At 68.7% G+C, this 20743-nt stretch carries 23 protein-coding genes; 11 read left to right on the top strand and 12 right to left on the bottom strand.

Going from position 1 to position 20743, the window contains the following annotated elements; translation table 11 throughout:
- Nucleotides 1-46: 46 nt before the first annotated feature.
- Nucleotides 47-490, top strand: coding sequence for an SRPBCC family protein (locus tag BRO63_RS19665; RefSeq protein ID WP_088141414.1), 444 nt, complete (start codon nucleotides 47-49; stop codon nucleotides 488-490).
- A gap of 18 nt (nucleotides 491-508) precedes the next feature.
- Here the strand turns inward: BRO63_RS19665 and BRO63_RS19660 are convergent, their stop codons facing one another.
- A complete protein-coding gene (locus BRO63_RS19660; RefSeq protein ID WP_088141413.1) occupies nucleotides 509-1474 on the bottom strand; it encodes a LysR family transcriptional regulator in 966 nt (321 codons plus the stop codon).
- Between the two features lie 126 nt (nucleotides 1475-1600).
- Between BRO63_RS19660 and BRO63_RS19655 the strand changes: the two genes are divergently transcribed.
- Together BRO63_RS19655 and BRO63_RS19650 are read left to right on the top strand one after the other, a co-directional pair.
- Entirely contained in the window at nucleotides 1601-3070 is a 1470-nt protein-coding gene (locus tag BRO63_RS19655) for an N-acyl-D-amino-acid deacylase family protein (protein WP_088141412.1), read from the top strand.
- 32 nt (nucleotides 3071-3102) lie between these two features.
- Nucleotides 3103-4062 (top strand): tripartite tricarboxylate transporter substrate binding protein BugE, encoded by a 960-nt coding sequence (locus tag BRO63_RS19650; RefSeq protein WP_179215155.1) that lies wholly within the window; start codon nucleotides 3103-3105, stop codon nucleotides 4060-4062.
- A gap of 7 nt (nucleotides 4063-4069) precedes the next feature.
- Here the strand turns inward: BRO63_RS19650 and BRO63_RS19645 are convergent, their stop codons facing one another.
- From BRO63_RS19645 to BRO63_RS19625, 5 genes are read right to left on the bottom strand one after another with little or no spacing between them, the layout of a single operon-like run.
- Entirely contained in the window at nucleotides 4070-5440 is a 1371-nt protein-coding gene (locus BRO63_RS19645) for a sulfite reductase subunit alpha (RefSeq protein WP_088141411.1), read from the bottom strand.
- Nucleotides 5441-5444: 4 nt separating this feature from the next.
- Nucleotides 5445-6470 (bottom strand): FAD:protein FMN transferase, encoded by a 1026-nt coding sequence (locus BRO63_RS19640; protein ID WP_088141410.1) that lies wholly within the window; start codon nucleotides 6468-6470, stop codon nucleotides 5445-5447.
- Between the two features lie 14 nt (nucleotides 6471-6484).
- Nucleotides 6485-7285, bottom strand: coding sequence for a DUF4198 domain-containing protein (locus BRO63_RS19635; RefSeq protein WP_088141409.1), 801 nt, complete (start codon nucleotides 7283-7285; stop codon nucleotides 6485-6487).
- A 22-nt stretch (nucleotides 7286-7307) separates the two neighbouring features.
- Nucleotides 7308-7823 (bottom strand): DUF2271 domain-containing protein, encoded by a 516-nt coding sequence (locus BRO63_RS19630; RefSeq protein ID WP_088141408.1) that lies wholly within the window; start codon nucleotides 7821-7823, stop codon nucleotides 7308-7310.
- A gap of 28 nt (nucleotides 7824-7851) precedes the next feature.
- On the bottom strand, nucleotides 7852-8478 hold the full coding sequence (locus BRO63_RS19625) for a PepSY-associated TM helix domain-containing protein (protein WP_088141407.1): 627 nt from the start codon (nucleotides 8476-8478) through the stop codon (nucleotides 7852-7854).
- A 189-nt stretch (nucleotides 8479-8667) separates the two neighbouring features.
- On the opposite strand from BRO63_RS19625, the gene BRO63_RS19620 reads away from it, so the two are divergent.
- A complete protein-coding gene (locus BRO63_RS19620; RefSeq protein ID WP_088141406.1) occupies nucleotides 8668-9222 on the top strand; it encodes an HdeD family acid-resistance protein in 555 nt (184 codons plus the stop codon).
- Between the two features lie 6 nt (nucleotides 9223-9228).
- Complete coding sequence (gene crcB, locus BRO63_RS19615; protein WP_088141405.1) at nucleotides 9229-9621, top strand: fluoride efflux transporter CrcB; 393 nt, start codon at nucleotides 9229-9231, stop codon at nucleotides 9619-9621.
- A 15-nt stretch (nucleotides 9622-9636) separates the two neighbouring features.
- On the opposite strand, the gene hpnE is transcribed toward crcB, so the two are convergent.
- From hpnE to hpnC, 3 genes are read right to left on the bottom strand one after another with little or no spacing between them, the layout of a single operon-like run.
- Nucleotides 9637-10959 (bottom strand): hydroxysqualene dehydroxylase HpnE, encoded by a 1323-nt coding sequence (gene hpnE / locus BRO63_RS19610; RefSeq protein WP_088141404.1) that lies wholly within the window; start codon nucleotides 10957-10959, stop codon nucleotides 9637-9639.
- On the bottom strand, nucleotides 10956-11819 hold the full coding sequence (gene hpnD, locus BRO63_RS19605) for a presqualene diphosphate synthase HpnD (RefSeq protein WP_088141403.1): 864 nt from the start codon (nucleotides 11817-11819) through the stop codon (nucleotides 10956-10958). The genes hpnE and hpnD overlap by 4 nt, the downstream gene beginning before the upstream one ends.
- A gap of 1 nt (nucleotide 11820) precedes the next feature.
- Complete coding sequence (hpnC, locus tag BRO63_RS19600; RefSeq protein ID WP_088141402.1) at nucleotides 11821-12651, bottom strand: squalene synthase HpnC; 831 nt, start codon at nucleotides 12649-12651, stop codon at nucleotides 11821-11823.
- 129 nt (nucleotides 12652-12780) lie between these two features.
- Here hpnC and alr point away from each other — a divergent pair, with 129 nt between their 5' ends.
- Together alr and BRO63_RS19590 are read left to right on the top strand one after the other, a co-directional pair.
- The gene (gene alr / locus BRO63_RS19595) at nucleotides 12781-13908 is read left to right on the top strand and encodes an alanine racemase (protein WP_088141401.1); all 1128 of its coding nucleotides are present in this window, start codon (nucleotides 12781-12783) and stop codon (nucleotides 13906-13908) included.
- Between the two features lie 153 nt (nucleotides 13909-14061).
- Nucleotides 14062-14781, top strand: a complete 720-nt coding sequence (locus BRO63_RS19590; protein WP_042794220.1) for an SDR family oxidoreductase — start codon at nucleotides 14062-14064, stop codon at nucleotides 14779-14781.
- A 17-nt stretch (nucleotides 14782-14798) separates the two neighbouring features.
- Here the strand turns inward: BRO63_RS19590 and BRO63_RS19585 are convergent, their stop codons facing one another.
- Nucleotides 14799-15656: a LysR family transcriptional regulator gene (locus BRO63_RS19585; protein WP_088141400.1), complete on the bottom strand. Its 858-nt coding sequence runs from the start codon at nucleotides 15654-15656 to the stop codon at nucleotides 14799-14801.
- Nucleotides 15657-15737: 81 nt separating this feature from the next.
- Between BRO63_RS19585 and BRO63_RS19580 the strand changes: the two genes are divergently transcribed.
- On the top strand, nucleotides 15738-16118 hold the full coding sequence (locus tag BRO63_RS19580; protein WP_088141399.1) for a tautomerase family protein: 381 nt from the start codon (nucleotides 15738-15740) through the stop codon (nucleotides 16116-16118).
- Nucleotides 16119-16140: 22 nt separating this feature from the next.
- Here BRO63_RS19580 and BRO63_RS19575 read toward each other — a convergent pair whose 3' ends face one another.
- Nucleotides 16141-17094: a LysR substrate-binding domain-containing protein gene (locus BRO63_RS19575; RefSeq protein ID WP_088141398.1), complete on the bottom strand. Its 954-nt coding sequence runs from the start codon at nucleotides 17092-17094 to the stop codon at nucleotides 16141-16143.
- A 109-nt stretch (nucleotides 17095-17203) separates the two neighbouring features.
- On the opposite strand from BRO63_RS19575, the gene BRO63_RS19570 reads away from it, so the two are divergent.
- From BRO63_RS19570 to BRO63_RS19560, 3 genes are all read left to right on the top strand, one after another.
- Nucleotides 17204-18097, top strand: coding sequence for an MBL fold metallo-hydrolase (locus BRO63_RS19570; RefSeq protein WP_088141397.1), 894 nt, complete (start codon nucleotides 17204-17206; stop codon nucleotides 18095-18097).
- 73 nt (nucleotides 18098-18170) lie between these two features.
- On the top strand, nucleotides 18171-19148 hold the full coding sequence (locus BRO63_RS19565; protein ID WP_088141396.1) for a Bug family tripartite tricarboxylate transporter substrate binding protein: 978 nt from the start codon (nucleotides 18171-18173) through the stop codon (nucleotides 19146-19148).
- Nucleotides 19149-19158: 10 nt separating this feature from the next.
- Nucleotides 19159-19908, top strand: coding sequence for an alpha/beta fold hydrolase (locus tag BRO63_RS19560; RefSeq protein WP_088141395.1), 750 nt, complete (start codon nucleotides 19159-19161; stop codon nucleotides 19906-19908).
- 33 nt (nucleotides 19909-19941) lie between these two features.
- On the opposite strand, the gene hpaI is transcribed toward BRO63_RS19560, so the two are convergent.
- On the bottom strand, nucleotides 19942-20742 hold the full coding sequence (hpaI, locus tag BRO63_RS19555; protein ID WP_088141394.1) for a 4-hydroxy-2-oxoheptanedioate aldolase: 801 nt from the start codon (nucleotides 20740-20742) through the stop codon (nucleotides 19942-19944).
- Between the last annotated feature and the right edge of the window lies 1 nt (nucleotide 20743).

The raw sequence follows: 20743 nt of genomic DNA, 5'->3' as shown, positions 1-20743 counted from the left end.
TCCGCAGTTTCCACTATCCCTGGGCCGCGCGCCCGCAGGAGTCCGCATGCCGCATACCGTACACGTCAGCGCCATCATCCACGCGCCGCTTCAGCAGGTCTGGGCCAGTTTCCGCGATTTCAACGGCCTGGCCGCCTGGCATCCCGGCATCGCCGAAAGCCGCCTGGAAGAGGGCGGCCGCCATGACGCCGTGGGCAGCGTGCGGCACCTGTCGCTCAAGCCTTCCGGTTTCGTCCGCGAGCAGTTGCTGATGCTGGACGACCCGGGCACGGCGCTGCGCTATTCCATCATCGAGACCAGCCTGCCCATGCGCGATTACGTCGCCGGCGTATCGCTGCATGCCGTCACCGAAGGCGGCCAGACGCTGGTCGAATGGTGGGCGGATTTCCGCGTCGAGGGCGCGGAGTTGAGCGACGTGGCCGACGCCGTGGGCCGCAACGTGTTCGCGGCGGGGCTGGCGGCGCTGGACGAGAAGCTGCGCGGAGCTTGATCGCGCCGAGCTTGTCTTTCAGGCTTTCAAGCTTTTGGCCGGCATGCGCTTGCAGCCGGCCGGCAGGGGCGCGCTGCGCAAGTAGTCGTGGATGGCGCGGATCAGCGCCTGCGCAGCGGGACTCAAGGGGTATTCCTTGTGCCGGATGATGCAGACCGTGCGCACGACCGTGGGCCGCGCCAGCAGTGCGTAGGCCAGTCCCGGCTCCATTACCCGCTGCGCGGCCAGCGCCGGCAATAGCGCCACGCCCAGGCCGGCCTTGACCAGCGCCGCTTGCGAGGTGGTGCTGGACGCTTCGTAGAACGGTGCGCCGGCTTCTATCGGCAAGTCGGCGCGGGCGCGCAAGAGCGCCATGATGCCGGTTTCGTCCACCACCCCCACCAGCTTGCGGCCGGCCAGGTCCGACCAGCGCATCGTTCCGTCGCGCGCGGGGCGCAGGCCGGCGTCGTCCTCCCGGTACAGCACGCCGAAACGGTCTTCCAGCAGGGCGTCGAACTGCAGGCCGGGCGCGTCGGCCCAGCGGCTGGTCAGGCCGAAGTCCACTTCGCGCGCGGCGACCTTGCGCTGGATGCGGCCGGAGTTGTCGTCGCTGAGATACAGGCGCACGGCCGGGTAGCGCGCGGAAAAGGCTGCGGCGGCGGGCGCGATGATCTGCGTGATGGCCGATGGCGCCGCCGCCACCCCGACTCGCCTGCGCTCCAGCGCGCCGTAGCGCTGCACGTCGTCTATCACGCCATCGAAATCCGCCAGCAGCCGCATCACGCGCGGCAGGAATTCCTCGCCCGCCGCGGTCAGCAGGACGCGCCGGCTGGTGCGCGCGAACAGCTGCGTGGCGAGCGCGTCCTCCAGCTGCCGCACCAGGCTGGTCACCGACGACTGCGTCTGGAACAGGCGCTTGGCCGCGTGCGTGAAGCTGGATTCCTGGGCCACCGCGACAAAGGCGGTCAGGTGCTTCAAGGTGACGTGCTTGGGCAGACGATTCATTTCAAATGATGATGGATGGATCAATAAAAACAATTTTCCCAGATTGATCGCGCGGACGATACTAGACCCTTTCGGCGTCCGCTGGCCCAGCGCATCCGCCGATAAAGCCACCAAGGCGGGAGCACCATGCGGCAGGAACCTCTGGATCTGATCATCGAAGGCGGCTGGGTCATCGACGGCCTGGGCGGCCCCCGGCGGCGCGCCGACGTGGGCGTGGCGGGCGAGCGCATCGCCGCCATCGGCGACCTGTCGGGCAGGGCTGCCACGCGCCGGGTGGACGCGCGCGGCAAGATCGTGGCCCCCGGCTTCATCGACGTGCACGGCCACGACGACCTGATGTTCGTGGAGCGGCCGGGCCTGGAATGGAAGACCACTCAAGGCATCACCTCGGTGGTGGTGGGCAATTGCGGCGTCAGCGGCGCGCCGGCGCCATTGCCGGGCAACACCGCCGCGGCGCTGGCGCTGCTGGGGGAGACGCCCCTGTTCGCCGACATGCAGGCCTACTTCGGCGAGCTGCGCGCGCAGCAACCCATGATCAACGTGGCGGCGCTGGTGGGGCACGCCAACCTGCGCCTGGCCGCCATGCGCGACCCCGCGGCGCAGCCCACGGCCGAAGAACAGGAAAACATGCAGCGCATGCTGGACGCGGCCCTGGCGGCAGGCGCGGTGGGCTTCAGCACCGGCCTGGCCTACCAGCCCGGCGGCGCGGCCCGCCCCGCTGAACTGGAAGGCCTGGCGCGGGTGGCCGCGGCGCGCGGCGCCATGCACACCAGCCATATCCGCAACGAGGGCGACGAGGTCGAGGCGGCCGTCGACGAGGTGCTCTCGGTGGGCCGCAACACGGGTTGCGCCACTGTGCTGTCGCACCACAAATGCATGATGCCGCAGAACTGGGGCAAGAGCCGCGCCACGCTGGCGAACATCGACCGCGCACGCGGCGAGGGCGTCGAGGTGGCGCTGGACATCTACCCGTACCCCGGCAGCTCCACCATCCTGATTCCGGAGCGCGCCGAAACCATCGAAGACATACGCATCACCTGGTCCACGCCGCATCCCGAATGCGGCGGCCAGTTCCTCAGCGACATCGCGGCGCGCTGGGGCTGCGACAAGACCACCGCGGCGCGGCGCCTGTGCCCGGCGGGCGCCATCTACTTCGCCATGGACGAGGCCGAAGTGCAGCGCATCTTCCAGCACGAATGCTGCATGGTGGGCTCGGACGGCCTGCCCAACGATGCGCATCCGCATCCGCGGCTGTGGGGCAGCTTCACGCGCGTGCTGGGCCGCTACGTGCGCGAGGCCGAGCTGATGACGCTGGAGACCGCCGTCGCCAAAATGACCTCCCTGCCAGCCCGCGTGTTCGGCCTGGCCGGGCGCGGCCAGTTGAGCGAGGGCGCCTGGGCCGACATCGTCATATTCGACGCCGACACGGTCGAGGACCGCGCCACCTGGGAAGCGCCGACGCTGGCCTCCGCGGGCGTGGAGCACGTGCTGGTCAACGGCCAGCAGGTCTACCCGGCCGCAGCCGGGATGGCGCGGCCTGGCAAGATCCTGCGCCGCGAGGCCATGGCGCAGGCCGCCGCCGGCGCCGCCGCATAAGAATTCCAACCATCCGTAGAGGAGACATACCCATGATGCGCAAGACTTGCGTAGCCCTGGCGCTGGCCGTCATGCTGCCCGCCGCCCACGCGGCCTTTCCCGACCATCCCATCACGCTGATCGTGCCGTTCCCGGCGGGCGGCCCGACCGATATCGTGGGCCGGCTGGCGGCCGCCAAGGCGGGCGAGATCCTGGGCCAGCAGATCGTCGTGGAAAACCGCACGGGCGCGTCCGGCACCATAGGCATGACCGCCACCGCGCGCGCCAAGCCGGACGGCTACACCGTGGGCTTGGCCACCGTCAGCACGCACGGCACCGCGCCGCACCTGTTCCCCAAGCTGACCTACGATCCGGTCAAGGATTTCACGCCCGTCAGCAACCTGGTCACCAGCCCCAACATCCTCAGCGTGAATCCGCAGTTTCCGGCCAAGACGCTGGCCGAGTTCGTCGAGCACGTGCGCGCCAATCCCAACAAGGACGGCTATGCCAATGCCGGCGCGGGCGGCGTGAACGACCTGGGCATGATCTGGTTCCTGCAGATCATCGGCGGCAAGATGAACAGCATTTCCTATCGCGGTTCGGCGCCCGCGCTGACCGACACGGTGGGCGGCGTGGTGCCGGTGATCTTCGACAATTTCCCGTCGTCGCTGCCCTACCTGAAGAGCAATCACCTGCGCGCCCTGGCCATCACCGGCGCCCAGCGCAACCCGCGCCTGCCTGACGTGCCGACGTTCGCCGAGCAGGGCTACAAGGACTACGACGTGACGGCCTGGTACGGCGTGGTGGGACCTGCCGGCATGCCTGACGACGTGCGTGACAAGCTGGCCGATGCCTTCGCCCGCGCCGTGCGCGATCCGGCGACCGCGGCCAAGATGGAAGAGACGGGCGCGTTCCCGTTGGGCAATACCCCGGCCGAGTTCGGCCAGCAGATCCGCGCCGAGCGCGACCGCTGGAAGACCGTGATCGACAAGGCCGACATCAAGCTGCAGTAAACACAGCTCAGTACACGTCGCGGCGGTAGCGGCCGTCGCGCTGCATGGCCTGCAGGCGCGCGGCGCCCAGGATGTCCTGCAGCGCGGCGTCCACGCCGCCGGCCATGCCTTGCAGGCTGCCGCAGACGTAGATCGCGGCGCCCGCATCGGCCCAGGCGCGCAGGGCCTGGGCCTCATCGCGCAGATGGTGCTGCACGTAGCGGCGCTCGGCCTGGTCGCGCGAAAACACCGCATCCACGCGTTCCAGCGTGCCGTCATTGCGCCAGGCGTCGATCTCTTCCCGGCAGAACCAGTCGTGCGCGGCGTTGCGTTCGCCGAAGACCAGCCAGTTGCGCCGCTGGCCTGCGGCGCGGCGCGCCTTGATCAGCGCGCGCAGGCCAGCCAGGCCGGTGCCGTTGCCCACCAGCAGCAGCGGGCGGCCGTCGGCCGGCGCGTGGAAGTTTCGGTTCACGCGCACGCGCAGGTCTATGGTGTCGCCCGGTTGGGCGATATGGGTCAGCCAGCCGCTGCCCAGGCCCAGCGCGCCGTCGGCGCCGCGCATTTGGCGCACCAGCAGTTGAATCGAACCATCTTCGGGCAGCGAGGCAATCGAGTACTCGCGATGCGCGAGCAAGGGGCCGCCGGCTTCGCGCCGCGGGCCGATCTCGGCGATGTCGCCCGCCTGCCAGCCGCGCTCGCCATCGGCGGGCGGCGTCAACGTCAGCAGGTAGCAGGGGCCGCCCTGGCTATGCGGATTGAGGTGCTCGCGCGCGGCCAGGCGCCAGGATTCGTACACCGGCGCCTGCCAGTCGGGCAGGTCGCTGCGTCCGGCCAACAGGCCCAGGTGGTGCTGCCAATGCCGCAGGGCGGCGGGGTCGCCGTTGTCGACCTCCACCAGGTCGAACAGCGGCGTCGCGCCCTGCGCGTGCAGCCAGGCGTCCAGGCGATGGCCGAAGCCGCAGAACTGGGCGTACTCGCTGTCGCCCAGCGCCAGCACCGCGTAGTGCGCGCCGGCCAGCGCCGGGACCGCCTGCTGCATCTGTTCGGCGAAGGCCGCGGCGGCGTCGGGCGGATCGCCTTCGCCATAGGTGCTGACCACGAACAGCATGCGGCGATACGCTGCCAGACGCTTGGCGTCCAGCTGTTCCAGCGCCGCCACGCGCACGGCGAGGCCGCCCGCGCGCAGGGATTCGGCGGTCTGCGCCGCCAGCGATTCGGCATAGCCGGTCTGCGTGGCGTAGGCGACCAGCAAGGTGTCTTCGGGGACGGGCGCCTGCAGGGCTTGCAGAGCCAGCGCCTGTTGCGCTTCATGGCGCTTGGCGCGGCGCCGGGCCCAGACGCACAGAAGCAGCCAGGCTCCCACCACGCATGCCGCCGCGATCAACCGGGTTGCTGGCATATCGTCAGGCGATGGCGGCCAGCGCCTGGAATTCGGGCGTGGCGACGACGCGCCAGGCGTCGCGCTCGCGCAGGATGAACAAGGCCGCCAGATCGTGGCGGCGCGCATAGGCCAGGCCCTCGTCTTCGCCCAGCACGGTCAGGGCGGTGGCGAGCGCGTCGGCCTGCATGCATCCGGGATGCAGCACGGTGACCGAGGCCAGATTGTTGCGCACCGGCAGACCAGTGCGCGGATCGATGGTGTGGGCGTAGCGCTCGTCGCCGCTGCCCGCGTGGCGGCGGTAATCGCCCGAGGTGGCGATGCTGCGGTCGGATAGCGGCAGGGCCAGCGCATGGTCGTCGCTGGCGTCCGGCACTTCGATCGCGACGCGCCAGGGCTGGCCGTCGGGCCGTTTGCCGCGCGCGCGCAATTCGCCGCCCACTTCGACCAGGTATTGGTTGATGCCCAGGGCATCGAGCGCCATCGCGGCGCGGTCCACGCCGTAACCCTTGGCGATGGAGGAAAGATCCAGATAGGCGCCGCCCGGCTGCAGCGCGGCGCGGCGTCCGGCATCGAGCTGCACGCGGCGCCAACCGCAGCGGGCGCGCGCGGCCGCGACGGCGGCGGGAGAGGGCGGTTCAAACGCGCGCTGATGCGGCCCGAACCCCCATGCATTCACCAGCGGCCCGACCGTGGGATCGTAAGCGCCGCCGCAGTCCTCGGCCAGCGCCAGCGCGTGGCTCAGCACATGGAAGAACCCCGCTGGCAATTCCTGCCAGCCGGCCGCGGCCTGGTTGTAGCGCGTGATGTCGGAATCCGCCTCCCAAGTGCTCATCTGCGCGACCACCTCGTCCAGCGCGGCCTGGATGGCATGGCGCGCCGCGGCTTCCGTGCGCCCGGCCGGCAGCGCCATGCGCGCCGACCAGGTGGTGCCCATGGTGGCGCCGGCCAGCGCCGCGGGCGCCGCCGGCATTGCCGGCATGGCGCCATAGGCGACGCGCACGGCCGCGGCGGGCGCGCCGCGCTGGGAGTAGGAAGGAGAGCTGGCCATGCGCCCGCGACGGTTTAGGGCTGCAGCACTTCGACCGTGCCGGCGTAGGACAGGCGGCGTTTCTTGGCCTGCGGCACGCTGACCTTGGCGTCTTCCATGCCGGCTTCGATCCAGTACAGGCCGGGCTGCGGCCATTTCACGGAGAACTTGCCGTCCTTGTCCGTTTTCAGCTGGATTTCGCCGACCTTGTCGCGATAGCGGCTGCCGCCGGGCACCACGTTGACTTCCAGGTCGGCGGCGGGCTTGCCGTCCAGCAGCATCTGGAAGGTGGCGGGCTCGTCCGTGAACAGGTCGTTCGGGTGGGTCACGGGCGCCAGTTCCAGGCCGCGACCGACCGGCTTGACGGCCGAAGGCTTGCCCGCGGTCACGAAGGTTTCGACGCGGCCCAGGCTTTGCGAGACTTCCAGCTCGTCGGCCTTGGCCGGCACGGCCTGCGCCAGGCCTTCGGGCTTGCCGAAGTAGCGCTTGTTCTTGCCGTCTTCCTTCCAGCGCGCGAACACGCCGTCGTTGACCACGGCCACGCGGTAGGTGCCGGCCTGCTTCAGTTGCAGGTCGAAGGTGCTGCGCAGCTTGCCCTTATTGACGTTTTCGGCTTCGGCGGCGCTGCCGTCCGGCGCGGTCACGGCCAGGCCGTCCAGGCGCAGCGGGGCGTGGTTGAAATAGAACTTGTCGTTGCCGACGGCGGCGTCGACGGTGACCCAGCTGTCGGTGCCCGACAGCACCGTCGAGGACGGCACCATCCAGACGTCATGCGCCTGGGAGGCGAAGGGCAGGCACAGCGCCAGGGCGGCGGCCAGTTTGGCGGCGGATTTCATCGTTGCGCTCCTAGGAAGGATCTCAGGGTTTCAGGTCGAGGGCGATGGCGCCCAGTTCGTGTTCGCCGCGCGCCGTCAACTGCTCGGCCTTTTGCGGCGGCCATTGGAAGGGAATGCGCAGCAGCTCGCGGCCGCCGACTTCGCGCGCGGCTTCGACCACCACGGCGTACTGGCCGGGCTTGAGGCCCGACAGGGGTTTGCTGGCCGCGTCAAAGCTCAGCGCGTGCTTGCCCACGGGCTTGGTGGCGCCGCTGACGCCATCCACCGGGAATTGCTGGTTGCGGCCGCTGCGGCGCCACCACTGGCGCATGTCCTTGAGCCATTCCGTGCCTTCGTTGTTCTTCTTGGCCACGTCATACCAGACGGCCAGGTCGGCCGCCACGCTCTGGTCCGGGTTCTCGATCCAGATCGCCACGTAGGGGCGGTGGTATTCCGCCACGTCCAGGCGCGGGATCTCGATGGACAGGCCGATGTCGGCCGCTTGGGCCGTTCGGGCGATCAGGCCGGCCAGCAGGGCCGACAGCAACAGCTTGCGCATGGAAATCTCCAGGGGCGGATCGTTGGAATCAATGTATGAAAAGCAGGGCCAGCACCACCGGGATCACCACGCCCAGGCCGACCATGGGCCAGGTGGCGCTGCGGTTGCCGGCGTGCATCTTGAGCAGCACCAGTCCGGTCAGCGAAAAGACCAGACAGGCGACGGCGAAGATGTCCAGGAACCAGCTCCAGGCCAGGCCGGTGTTGCGGCCCTTGTGCAGGTCGTTCAGGTACGAGATCCAGCCGCGGTCGGTGCGTTCGTACTCCACGTCGCCGCTGGCCAGGTCGATGGACAGCCAGGCGTCGCCGCCGGCGCGCGGCAGCGACAGATAGACCTCGTCGGCCGACCACTCGGCCGGCTTGCCGGCGGCTGCGGCGTCCAGCGTCTGGTCCAGCCATTGCGCCACGGGCGCGGGCAGCGGCGCTTTTTTCTGCGCGGGCGGGGGGGACAGTTGCTGCAGCACGGCGTCCGGCATGCGGACCTCGCGGCTGGTCACGACCGCCCGGGCCTCGATGTGCGAGGCATTGTTCAGGGTCAGGCCCGTCACCGCGAACAACAGCATGCCCAGCAGGCACAGCGCCGAGCTGATCCAATGCCATTGGTGCAGCGTCTTGAGCCAATAGGCCCGGCGGCGGGGAGTGGGTTGACTGTCCATGGGGTATAGGGTGAAAGCCCGCGGATTCTAACATTTAATGAGAATGACTCTTATAAATGCCTCGGTGGTCCGCCCAAGGAAATTTCAATCTGTTTCGGGCGGCATGCGGCGGCAGAATGGGGCGCGCCGTGGCGCCTGCCGGCCAGCGGCGATAAGATAGGCCACCCGTTACAAACACCGGAGGTCGTCATGCTTGAACAGCAAGTCGTGGATCAGATCGGTCGTCATTGGGGTTGGGTGGCCTTGCGCGGCGTCGTGGCCATCCTGTTCGGACTCATGGCCTTGCTCATGCCCGCCATCACCTTGTCCGCCCTGGTGCTGGTGTGGGGCGCGTTCGCCCTGGTGGACGGCGTGCTGGCCCTGGTTGCCGGCGTGCGCATCCGCGATCAGGGCAAGCCCTTGTGGGCGCTCATCATCGTGGGCTTGCTGGGCATCGCGGCCGGCATCGTCACCTTTCTCTATCCCGGCCTGACCGCGCTGGTCCTGCTCTACATCATTGCGATCTGGGCGCTGGTGTCCGGCGTGTTCCAGGTCGTGGCCGCGATCCGTTTCCGCAAGGACATCCGCAACGAATGGCTGTTGGGCCTGTCGGGCCTGGTGTCCATCCTGTTCGGCGGCATGCTGATCATGCAGCCCGGCGCGGGCGCGCTGGCGCTGGTCTGGGTCATCGGCGCCTACGCCGTGTTTTTCGGCATACTGCTGCTGGTCTTTTCCTTCCGGCTCAAACAGCACAAGGCGTCCTGACGTCCGATGTCCGCATACCAAACCCTGATTCCCCTGAATTTCCTGGCCGTGGGCGTGGGCGCCATGTTCGGCGCCTGGGTCCGCTGGCTGGTCAGCCTGTGGTTGAACGTGGAGTCCTGGCCTTGGGGAACCTTCGCGGTGAACCTGGCCGGCGGCTATCTGGTCGGATTGGTGCTGGCACTGGTGGCCGGGCATCCCGAATGGCCGGCCTGGGTGCGGCTGGGCGCGATCACGGGCTTCATGGGGGGCTTGACCACGTTCTCGACCTTTTCGGCCGAGACCGTGGCGATGCTGGAGCGCGGCGCCTACGCCAGCGCATTGGGCTATGCGAGTTTCAGCCTGGTCGGATCGCTCTTGCTGACGGTGGCCGGCCTGGCCACCGCCAATCTGCTGCGCTAAGGCCGGCCGCGGCGTTCAGGCCGCTGCCGGATTCAACACGCGGGCGGCCTGCAGGCCGCTGCGCACCGCGCCTTCGAGCACGCCTGGATAGCCCGTGTCGGTCCAGTCGCCGGCCAGCGCCAACGTGGGCCAGGGCGTGGAGTTCAGCGGACGGGTCAGGCCCGGCACCGCCGCGAAGGTGGCGCGCTTTTCGATGAACAGTTCCGCGGCCGTCACGTCCGGCATGGCCGGCAGGCGCGCGGGATGGCGCGCCGCCTGTTCGGCCACCTGGTCGATCAGCGCTTCGATGACCTGCCGGCGATTGCGTTCCGCGATGCCGGTGGCCGCGCTGGTCACCACGGCCAGTTCGCCGGCCTTGGTGTCGCCGGCCAACTGCGCACGGTCGAACAGCCATTGGCCGTAGTGGTCGCGGGCGGATTCCTCGCGCAGCATCATCATCGGTTCGGGCAGGCGCCAGGGGTCCTGCAGCCGCAGGTTCAGCGTGGCGATGGGCATGTACTCGAATGCCTTGAGCGCATCCAGCAGTCCGGTGGCGCCAGCTTCCCGCAGCGGGGCGTCGAGCAGCCGCGCGGCAAAGGAGGGCGGCACCGCCAGCACGGCCGCGTCGAACCGTTCCTGGTTGATGTCGATGCCCTCGGCCGACGGGCGGACCTGGCGCACGGTGCTGCCGTAGCGCATGGTCACCTGGCGCGCCGCGGCGTCGGGCCAGAGCGCGGACAGGTCGGTGCAGGGCAGCAGCATGTCGCTGTTTTCGCGGCTGCCGGTCAGGCTGTCGCGCAGCACGCGCGCAAACAGCGCGGCGCTGGCCGTGGCGGCGGGCGTGTTCAGCGCGGCCAGGCACAGGGGCTCCCAGATCTGGCGGATCAGCGTGTCCGATTGCGCGTGGTAGTGCAGCAGGTGCAGCACGGTCCATTCGCGCGGCGGCGTCCACGACATGGCCTTCAGGCCGCGCATCAGGCGCAGGGTCGCGAGGCGGTCCTTCCAGGACAGGCCGCGCGCGCGCAGGATCGCCGCCGCCATGTGCAGCGGCGCCGGCAGCCGCGGCGCGGCCAGGCGGAAGCGGCCGTCCAGGCTGGCCAGCTGCAAGGGCCGGCGCATGAGCAAGGCATCCGGGTTGCGGCCCACGCGGCGCATCAGCGCCAGCGTGTGCTTGTAGGCGCCCGACAGCAGGTGCTGGCCGTTGTCCAGCGGCGCGTCGAAATCGGTGTGGAATACGCGCCGGGCGCGGCCGCCCGGCGTATGGCCGGCTTCAAAGACGGTGACCTTGGCGCCGGCTTCGCGCAGGGCGACGCTGGCGGCCAGGCCGGCCCAGCCGGCGCCGATGACCGCCGCCTTCACCGTGCCAACCGGCGGACCAGTCCGCGTCCGCCGCCCACCCAGGTCTTCCAGGCGAGCCACAGCTTGCGCAAGGGGGTGAGCGAGATGCGCTGGTGCAGCACCTGCCAGTTGTCGCGTTCGATCTCGTCGAGCAGCGCGTGATAGATGGCCGCCATCATCAGGCCCGGGCGCTGCGCGCGGCGGTCGGCCTCGGGCAGGTTGCTCATGGCCTCGCGGTACAGCTCGCGGGCGCGTTCGGCCTGGAACTTCATCAGCGCGCTGAAGCGGTCGGAGTATTCGCCGTTCAGGATGTCCGAGGCCTTGACCTCGAACTGCTGCATGTCGTTGACGGGCAGGTAGATGCGGCCGCGGCGGGCGTCGTCGCCCACGTCGCGGATGATGTTGGTCATCTGGAACGCCAGGCCCAGCTTTTCCGCATAGACCAGGGTCTTGGGGTCGGAATAGCCGAAGACGCCGGCGGACAGTTCGCCCACCACGCCCGCGGCATGCCAGCAATACTTGCGCAGGCCCGGCCAGTCCAGGTAGCGGGTCTGGTCCAGGTCCATTTCCATGCCGTCGATCACGGCCAGCAGGCGCTCGCGCGTGATCGAACAGCTTTGCAGGTGCGGCTGCAGGGCGCGCGTCACCGGGTGGTCCGGATTGCCGTTGTACATCTGGTCGACCTGCGTGCGCCACCAGGCCAGCTTGACGCGGGCCAGCGACGGGTCGGTGCATTCGTCCACCACGTCGTCCACTTCGCGGCAGAACGCGTACAGGGCCGTGATGGCGCGCCGCCGCTCGGGCGGCAGGAACAGGAACGAGTAGTAGAAGCTGGAACCGCTCTTGGCGGCTTTCTCCTGGCAGTATTCGTCAGGGGTCATATCAGGTAATTGCGCGCCACAACATGATGGCCCAATCTTTGGCGCCCAATTCGGGGCGATTCATGAATACGTCGTAGCCGCCCGCCTCGATACGCTCCAGCACGCGCAGCCCGCCTTGCACCACCAGGCGCAGCTCCAGGCCCATGCGGCCCGGCAGGCGGCGCGCCAGCGGAGCGCCGAAGTGTAGCAGTGCGCGGGCGCGTTCGACTTCGAAGGCCATCAGGTCGCGCCAGGCGGGCGTCAGGCGGCAGGCCGCCAGGTCCTCGTCCGTCACGCCGTGGCGGCGCAGGTCTTCCTGCGGCAGGTAGACGCGCTGCTTGTGCCAGTCCACCCGCACGTCCTGCCAGAAGTTCACCAGTTGCAAGCCGGTGCAGATCGCGTCGGCCTCGCTGACATTTTGCGGATTGGTGGCCTCGAACAGGTGCAGCATCAGCCGGCCCACCGGATTGGCGGAGCGGGTGCAGTAGTCCGCCAGCGTGGCGTAGTCTTCGTAGCGCTTGACGCTGATGTCCTGCTCGAAGGCGGACAGCAAGTCGTAGAACGGCGTGATGGGCAACTGGTGGCGCGCGATGGTGGCCGCGAGCGGCACGAAGATGCCGGCCAGCTCGGGCGAGCCGGGTTCGGGCTTGGCGCCCGGTTCGGCGCCGATGCGGTGCAGCTCGGCCCGGAACGCGGCCAGCTGGTTCAGCCGTTCCGCGTCGGTGGCGCTGCCTTCGTCGGCGATATCGTCCGCCGCGCGGGCGAACCGGTAGATATCGGTCACGGCGCCACGCAGCCTGCGCGGCAGCAGCAGCGAGGCGACGGGAAAATTCTCGTAGTGATCGATGGGCATATGTGGACTTGCGGATCTGGCCTTGGAGCCAGGACCTGTCCATTTTAGAGTAGTCGCATTTCCGTGACACGGCGCAGCGCCGCGCAGGGCGAGGATCAGTTAGACTTAAGCGCCACAGGATCCCACACCATGCCGCGCCCAATCTCAGCCACCGTCTCCGTTTCCGCGCTTGCGCACAACCTTGCGGCCGTGCGCCGCCACCTGGATCAGACCGCGGAGGTCGCGTCCGGTCTGCCGCCCTCGATCTGGGCGGTGATCAAGGCCAATGCCTATGGGCACGGCATCGAGCAGGCGGTTGCCGGCTTCTCCAAGGCGCAAGGCCTGGCCATGCTGGACCTGGACGAAGCCGTGCGCTGCCGCGAAGCGGGCTGGGGCGGCCCCATCCTGCTGCTGGAAGGCTTTTTCGAACCCTCCGACCTGGACATCGTCGACCGCTACCATCTGAGCACCACCGTGCACAACCGGGAGCAGCTGGACATGCTGGCCCGTGCGCGCTTCTCGCGCCGCGTCGACATCATGCTCAAGTTGAACAGCGGCATGAACCGCCTGGGCTTCAGCCCCGCGGCCTATGCCGCCGCGCATGAGCGCGCCATGCTGCTGCAACAGCAGGGCGTGCTGGGCTCGGTGGGCAAGATGACGCACTTCGCCTGCGCCGACGGTCCCCAGGGCGTAAACGAGCAACTGGCGGTGTTCAATTCGGTGACGCATAAGATGCCGGGCGCCATCAGCGTCTGCAATTCCGCCGCCACGCTGCGCTTTGCCGAGATCGCGGTCGCCTCGGAAAACCAGGCGCACTGGGTGCGTCCGGGCATCTGCCTGTACGGCGCCTCGCCGTTCGCGGACGCCGAAGCCGCTTCCTTTGGTTTGAAACCGGCCATGTCGCTGCGCTCGGAAATCATTGCCGTGCAGGACCTGAAGGCGGGCGATTCGGTCGGCTACGGCGCCATCTTCCGCGCCGACCGTTCCATGCGCATCGGCATCGTCGCCTGCGGTTACGCCGACGGCTATCCGCGCCACGCCACCACCGGCACGCCGGTGGTGGTGGCCGGCATCCGCACCCAATTGGTGGGCCGGGTTTCCATGGACATGCTGATCGTCGATCTGGGGCCCGTCCCCGCCGCCGGCGTCGGCTCGCCCGTGTCGCTCTGGGGCGAGGAAGGCCCCTCCGTGGACGAGGTGGCCCAGGCCGCCGGCACCATCGGCTACGAGCTGCTGTGCGCCCTGGCGCCGCGCGTTCCGGTCACCCGGGACGTCTGAAGCGGGCCGGTTCCGCGCCGTCTGGCGGATCGTCCGGCTGGCAATAATTGCTACGCAATTTACAAGACAGGCAGCGCCGGATGGTGTCTACTTGGAAGACCGGGCGCTCAAGCGCCCGTTTTTACCAAGAAAACAGAAGCGAGGTTTCAACCCATGAAGGACAAATGCGTGCTCGTCACGGGCGCCACCAAAGGCATAGGCTGGGCGCTTACTCAGCGGCTGTCCGACATGGGCTGTCATGTGGTGGGCATCGCGCGCAACACCACCGACGTGGACTTTCCGGGCTATCTCTACGCCTGTGACCTGGCCGATGCCGGCCGCACCGAGGAAGTGCTGCGCGAGATCCGCGAGAAATTCCCGGTCGACGCCGTGGTCAACAACGTGGGCATCGTCTCGCCCCAGCCGCTGGGCGAGATCGATCTTGCCACGCTGTACAACGTGCTCGACCTGAACGTGCGCGTGGCGGTGCAGGTCACCCAGGCGTTCATCGAGTCCATGAAGGTGCGCCGCGCCGGGCGCATCGTCAACGTGGTCAGCCGCGCCATCCACGGCGGCCTGGAGCGCACCGCCTATTCGGCCGCCAAGAGCGCGCTGGTGGGCTGCACGCGCACCTGGGCGCTGGAGCTGGCCGAGTACGGCGTCACCGCCAACGCGGTGGCTCCTGGCCCGATCGAAACCGAGATGTTCCGCGCCACGCGGCCGGCCGGCAGCGACGCGGAAAAGCGCGCGCTGGCCTCGGTGCCCATGAAGCGCCTGGGCACGCCCGCCGAAGTCGCGGCCGCGATCGCCTTCCTGTTGTCGGACGACGCGGGTTTCATCACCGGCCAGGTGCTGGGCGTGGACGGCGGCGGCAGCCTGGGCGGTCGTTCCTGAGGCTTTCAGCCTTGGTTTCAGCCCTTCACCGCGCTGCGGAACGCAGCGCCCAGGGCCGTTAGCGCATCCCGCTTGCGGCCATCCCTGACCCGCGTGTGCAATATGACGGGCAATTGCGGCAGGGCAGGCAGCCCCAGCCTCGGGCCCGCGTCGACCGCGCCGAAGGGCAGCATGCGCGGAGACAGCGCCGCAACGCCGAGTCCCGCCATCACGGCGGCCGCGACCGCCATCACGCCGCCGCCCACAAAGACCTCCGTCCAGGGTACGCCCGATTCATCGAGCAATTGTTCGGCGATGGCGCGCACGCCGCAAGGTTGCGCCATGGTGGCCAGGGGCAGCGGTTCGCCTGCCCGATGCTGCCAGCCGGGCGCCGCGAACCAGCCGAATTTCTCCTTGGTCAGAACCTGGCCGTCGTTGCGTCCCGCATGCAGGCGCACGATCACCGTATCGAGTTCGCGCCGGTCGTAGCTTTGGAGCAGGTCGCCGGACGAGGCAATCCGGATTTCGATCAGCAACTGAGGATCCGCCGCGTTCATGCGTGCGATCAGCGCCGGCAGTTCGGGGCCCGCCACATGTTCGCTGATGCCGATGGCAAGGCGTTGCCTGCCCTCGGCCGCCACGGACAACGCGCGGTCGTGCGCCGCCAGGAGTTCGCGCGCCTGTCCAAGAAAGGCGGCCCCCCGCGCCGAAAGCTCCACGTACCGCGGCGTGCGTTCGATCAGGCGAAAGCCCAGCCGGTCCTCGAGCCGCTTGAGTTTCAGGCTGATGGCCGCCTGTGTCGTCTGCAGGACTTCGGCGGCGCGCGTGAAACTGCCCAGCTCGGCAATGCGGACAAAGGCCCTGACGGCAGCGACGTCCAACGAGCGCTCAATCATTTCAGATACTTATTATTGAAATGTAGAGCCATAGCTTATCAGAATGGATAACATGAGGCAGCTCAACAGGGAGAACCCACCATGCCGCTAGTCCATGTCTCATTGCGCGCGGGAAAGCCGCAAGCCTATCGCCAGGCCATCTTCGACAATATCTACCTGGCCATGCGAGAAACGTTCAATGTGCCCGAAGACGACCAGTTCATGACCATGACCGAGCATGAGGCGCCGAACTTCCGCTACAGCCCGACCTACATGGATGTGGCGCGCAGCGACGACCTTGTGTACATCCAGATCACGGCGAACAACACGCGCAGCCTGGAACAGAAGAAGGCGCTGTTCCAGCGGATCGCGCAGCGCCTGGGCGATGATCCCGGCCTGCGGCCCGAGGACGTGTTCGTGAACCTGGTGGAAGTGGCAAAAGAAAACTGGTCTTTCGGCTACGGTCTCGCGCAGTACGCCTGACACCGGCGGGGCGGTTGCGGCGCTACGCGCCCAGCGCCCCGGCCTCCACCCGCAGCGCATCCAGAAAGCGCTGCAGCGCCGGCGCCGCTTCCACCTGCGCCCGCTGCACCACGCCCACCGGCGGCAGGTTCCAGTCGGGCCGGAATCTCAGGATTGCAAGCACGCCCAGCGCGGCGTAGTGCTGCGCCACGGCGCGCGGCATGGCCGAGAGCACGTCGCTGCTGCGCAATAGCACCTCGTTGGCCAGCAATGATACCGATTCGGCCATGGGCGCGCGCAGCGTCAGTCCCTGTTCGGCGAAGTAGGAATCGATTCGCTGGCGCAGCGGCGCCTGCGGCGGCGGCAGGATCCAGTCCTGCCGCGCCAGCGCGGCGGCGGTAATGCGGGTGGACTTGGCCAGCGGATGGCCGACGCGCGCCACCACGCAGATGGGCTCTTCGTACAGGACCTCGGTACGGAACACGGGCTGCGTGGCGTCCAGCATCAGGCGTCCCAGCACGCAATCGAGTTCACCGCGCGCCAGGCCGGCCAGCAGCGCGTCGTGCGCGCCTTCCTGCAGCATGACGGTGACGCCGGCATGGTCGGCGCGCAGGCGCTGCAGGGCGCGCGGCACCAGCACGGGCAGGGCCACCTGCTGCACGCCGACGCGGATCCTGCCGCTGGCGCCCGCGGCCAGCGCGGCGATCTCGTTGCGGGCGCCGGACAGGTCGGACCAGAGCACGTCGGCCTTGCGCGCCAGCGCATGGCCAAAGCCCGTGGGCACGATGCCGCGGCGCGTGCGCTGGAACAGCGGCACGCCGAACATGTCCTCCAGTTCCAGCAGCTGCTTGCTGGCGGCGGGCTGCGTCATGCCGAGCTCGGCCGCGGCCTTGTGCACGCTGCCCAGCGCATAGAGGGCGCGCAGCAGGTCCAGGTGGCGCATGCGCAGGCGTCCGCCGATGTGGTGCAGCTCTGGAATCCGGGGCGTGGCAGGCATTTTTTGCAATTCCTCTTGGTTATCACAGCATTCTAATAATTGATTAGATTGTATGCACCCCATACCTATACTGGATTGCAGTTCAACGACCTGTGCAAAAGGGGAAACCATGAAGATCACGATGCTGGGAACCGGAGCCGCGCTGCCCGATCCCGACCGGGGCCAGTCCGCCATCCTGCTGACCCTGGATGACGATACCCACTACCTGTTCGACTGCGGCGAGGGCGCCACGCGCCAGATGGTGCGCGCCAATGTCGATCCCGCCAAGGTGGGTTTCGTGTTCCTGACGCACCTGCACCACGACCATATCTGCGACTATCCCTACTTCGTCATCTCCAGCTGGATGCTGAACAAGACCGGCGCGCCGCTGGTGCTGGGGCCCAAGGGCACGCGCCATTTCGTCGACCACCTGTTCGAGAACGGCGCCTACCATACCGACTACCAGGCGCGCAGCGCCTATCCCGTGCGCCAGGCCAACCTGGAAGCCATGCGTCCGGAAGTGCGCGAAGTCAGTCCCGGGCCGGTGTTCGACGATGGCCGCGTGCGCATTTCGGTCGACTGGGTGGAGCACATTCCGCGCGACGTGTGCGAATGCTTCGGCGTGCGGGTGGAGGCCGAAGGCAAGGTCATCGCGTTCAGCGGCGACACCGCGCCCTGTGAAGCCATGGTGCGGCTGGCGCAGGACGCCGACCTGCTGATCCATGAATGCACCTTCCCCGAATCGTTCATTGCGCACCGCGCCAAGACCGGCGTGGGCACCTATGCGCATACCAGTCCCACGGACCTGGGCATCATCGCCAGCCGCGCCGGCGTCAAGAGCCTGGTGGCGACGCACTTCGGCCACTTCGATTCGTCCAGCCCGGTGATCAAGCGCGCCGCGGCCAAGCATCTGCCGGTGGAACTGATGGGGCCGCACCTGATGGACGAGATCGTGGCCGACATCCGCAAGAACTACTCGGGCCCGCTGCGGCTGGCGCACGACCTGATGCGCATCGACCTGTAGCATCCGCGAGGAAAACTGCCGGCCGCCGGGCCGGCGCGTGCGCGGGCGACGCCCGCCGGCCAGGGAGAACACCATGACGTACCGGACTTGCGCCGTATCCGTTTTGCTAGCCTTGGGCGTGGCGGCATCGCCGCTGGCCGCCCGGGCGCAGTATCCCGATCACCCCATCCGCATCGTCCTGCCGTACGCGCCGGGCGCGGCGGGCGATGTCGCCATGCGCCAGATCCAGCCCTTGCTGGAAAAGCGCCTGGGCCAGCCTCTGATCGTCGATTACAAGACCGGCGCCGGCGGCAATATCGGCGCGCTGGAAGTGGCGCGCGCCAAGCCCGACGGCTACACGCTGGTGCTGGGCGCGACCAACAATTTCGTCATCAACCAGTTCCTGTACCGCAAGCTGGGCTTCGACCCACTGGCCGACCTGGAGCCGGTGGGCAAGCTGGCGGACGTGCCGGCCTTCGTCTACGTCAGCGCGCAGGTGCCGGCGCAGGACTACGCGCAGTTCGCGCAGTATGCGCGCGCGCAGGCCGGCAAGCTGAACTATGGTTCGCCGGGCATGGGCACCACGCCGCATCTTTCCGGCTACCGCTTGTCGCACGCCATGGGCGCGGGCATGACGCACATCGCCTACCGAGGGTCCTCGCCGGGCGTGCAGGCCTTGCTGGCCAACGAGATCCAGATGTATATCGGCGGCTACAGCATCGCTGCGGCCTACATGCCGCAGGGCAAGGTGCGGGCCCTGGCGGTGGCGGCGCCCGAGCGCTTCGCCGGCCTGCCCGACGTGCCTACCGCCGGCGAGGCCGGCATGCCGGACGTGGTGCAGGGCAATTGGTGGGGCTTCGCCGCGCCCAAGGGCACGCCGCCCGAACGCGTGGCGCGCTTTGCCGAGGTCCTGCATGAGGTACTGGCCTTGCCCGAGGTGCGCCAGGCGTTCCTGGCCGGCGGCTTCGTGCCCGGGCAGGACACGCCGGCGTCGTTCGCCTCCGCGTGGCGCAGCGAAGCGCCGCGATGGCAGGAGGTGGTGCGCGAATCCGGCGTGGTGCTGGACAACTGAGGAGCTGGACATGGAGTACACGCGCCGCGGCTCAGGCCGTCCGCTGTTCCTGTTGCATGGCTTTTGTTCATCGTCCGCGATCTGGAACGGCCTGGCGGACGTGCTGGCCGATGAGCATGACGTGATCGCCGTGGATTGGCCCGGCTTCGGACGCGGCGCGCAAGCGGCTCCCTTGCAGGGATTGCCGGCCTACGCGGACGCGCTCGTCGCGCTGGCGGACGAACTGGGCTTAGGCAGCTTCGACGTCTTGGGGCATTCGTTCAGCGGTTTCGTTGCGCAGCAGTTGCTGTGCGCGGCTCCGCGGCGCGTGGGCCGGGCCGTGCTGTATGGCGCGGGCTTGAGGGTCGATGCCGCCGCGCGCTTCGAACCCATGGACCAGACCTTGGCGCGCCTGCGCTCGGAGGGTCCGCGGGCCACCGCAAGGCGCGTGCTGGGCGCCTGGTTCCAGGATGGGGAGCAGGCGCCGGCCTACGCGGCCTGCCTGGAAGACGGCATGTCCATGAGCGCCGCCGGCGCGGCCTCGATGATCGCGGCAGTCGAAGGCGTGGACTACACGCGGACGCTGGCGGCGGTACGCGCGCCGGTGCTGGTCATATCGGGCGAACATGAACGCAGCCATCCGCTGGCTTCGGCGCTGGCCCTGCGCGCGACGCTGACCCATGGCAGCCTGTGCGTGCTGCCGGACTGCGGGCATGCCGCGCATCTGGAGCGCCCGCTATTGTTCAACACCGCCGTGCGCGAGTTCCTGGCAAGGGGTTGAATCGGGCCGGGGCGGGGAGCCCCGGCGCCGGGGTCAGTACGGACCCTTGGCCGCCGCGGGCGCGGCAGCGTTCTTGAACTGGCCGGCCAACTGCTCGGCCGCGCGCGCCAGCAGCGTGGCATCCACGCCCACGGCCACGAAGGTGGCGCCCAGCGACAGATAGTGCTTGGCGCGGTCCACGCCGCTGTGCAGGATGCCGGCGGCCTTGCCGCTGCGCACGATGCGCAGGATGGCGTCGTCGATCGCCTTGACCACGTCCGGATGCTCGGGCTGGCCCAGGTAGCCCATGCTGGCCGACAGGTCGGCCGGGCCGATGAAGGCGCCGTCGACGCCGTCCACCGCCAGGATCTCTTCCAGCGCGTCCACGCCGCGCGGCGTTTCGATCTGCACCAGCACGCACATCTCGTCGTTGGCGCGGCGCAGGTAGTCGGGGATGCGGTTCCAGCGCGATGAGCGGGCCAGCGCGCTGCCCACGCCGCGCACGCCTTGCGGCGGATAGCGCACCGCGGCCACGGCGGCCGCGGCTTCTTCCGCGGACTGGACCATGGGCACCAGCAGCGTCTGCGCGCCCGTGTCCAGGATCTGCTTGATTTGCACCGCGTCGTTCCAGGCCGGCCGCACCACCGGCGCGACCGGATAGGCGGCCATGGATTGCAGCTGCTGCAGCGTGGTCTGCAAGGTGTTGGGGGCGTGTTCGCCGTCGATCAGCAACCAGTCGAAACCGGCGCCGGCGATGATCTCGGTCGAGTAGGCGCTGGCCAGGCCCGCCCACAGGCCGATCTGGGGCTTGCCGCTGCGCAAGGCCTGCTTGAAGGTATTGGTCAGTATGTCCATG

This window comes from Achromobacter xylosoxidans, assembly GCF_002192695.1.
Classification (GTDB): domain Bacteria; phylum Pseudomonadota; class Gammaproteobacteria; order Burkholderiales; family Burkholderiaceae_B; genus Achromobacter; species Achromobacter xylosoxidans_C.
This window is presented reverse-complemented; position numbering and strand designations above follow the sequence as displayed.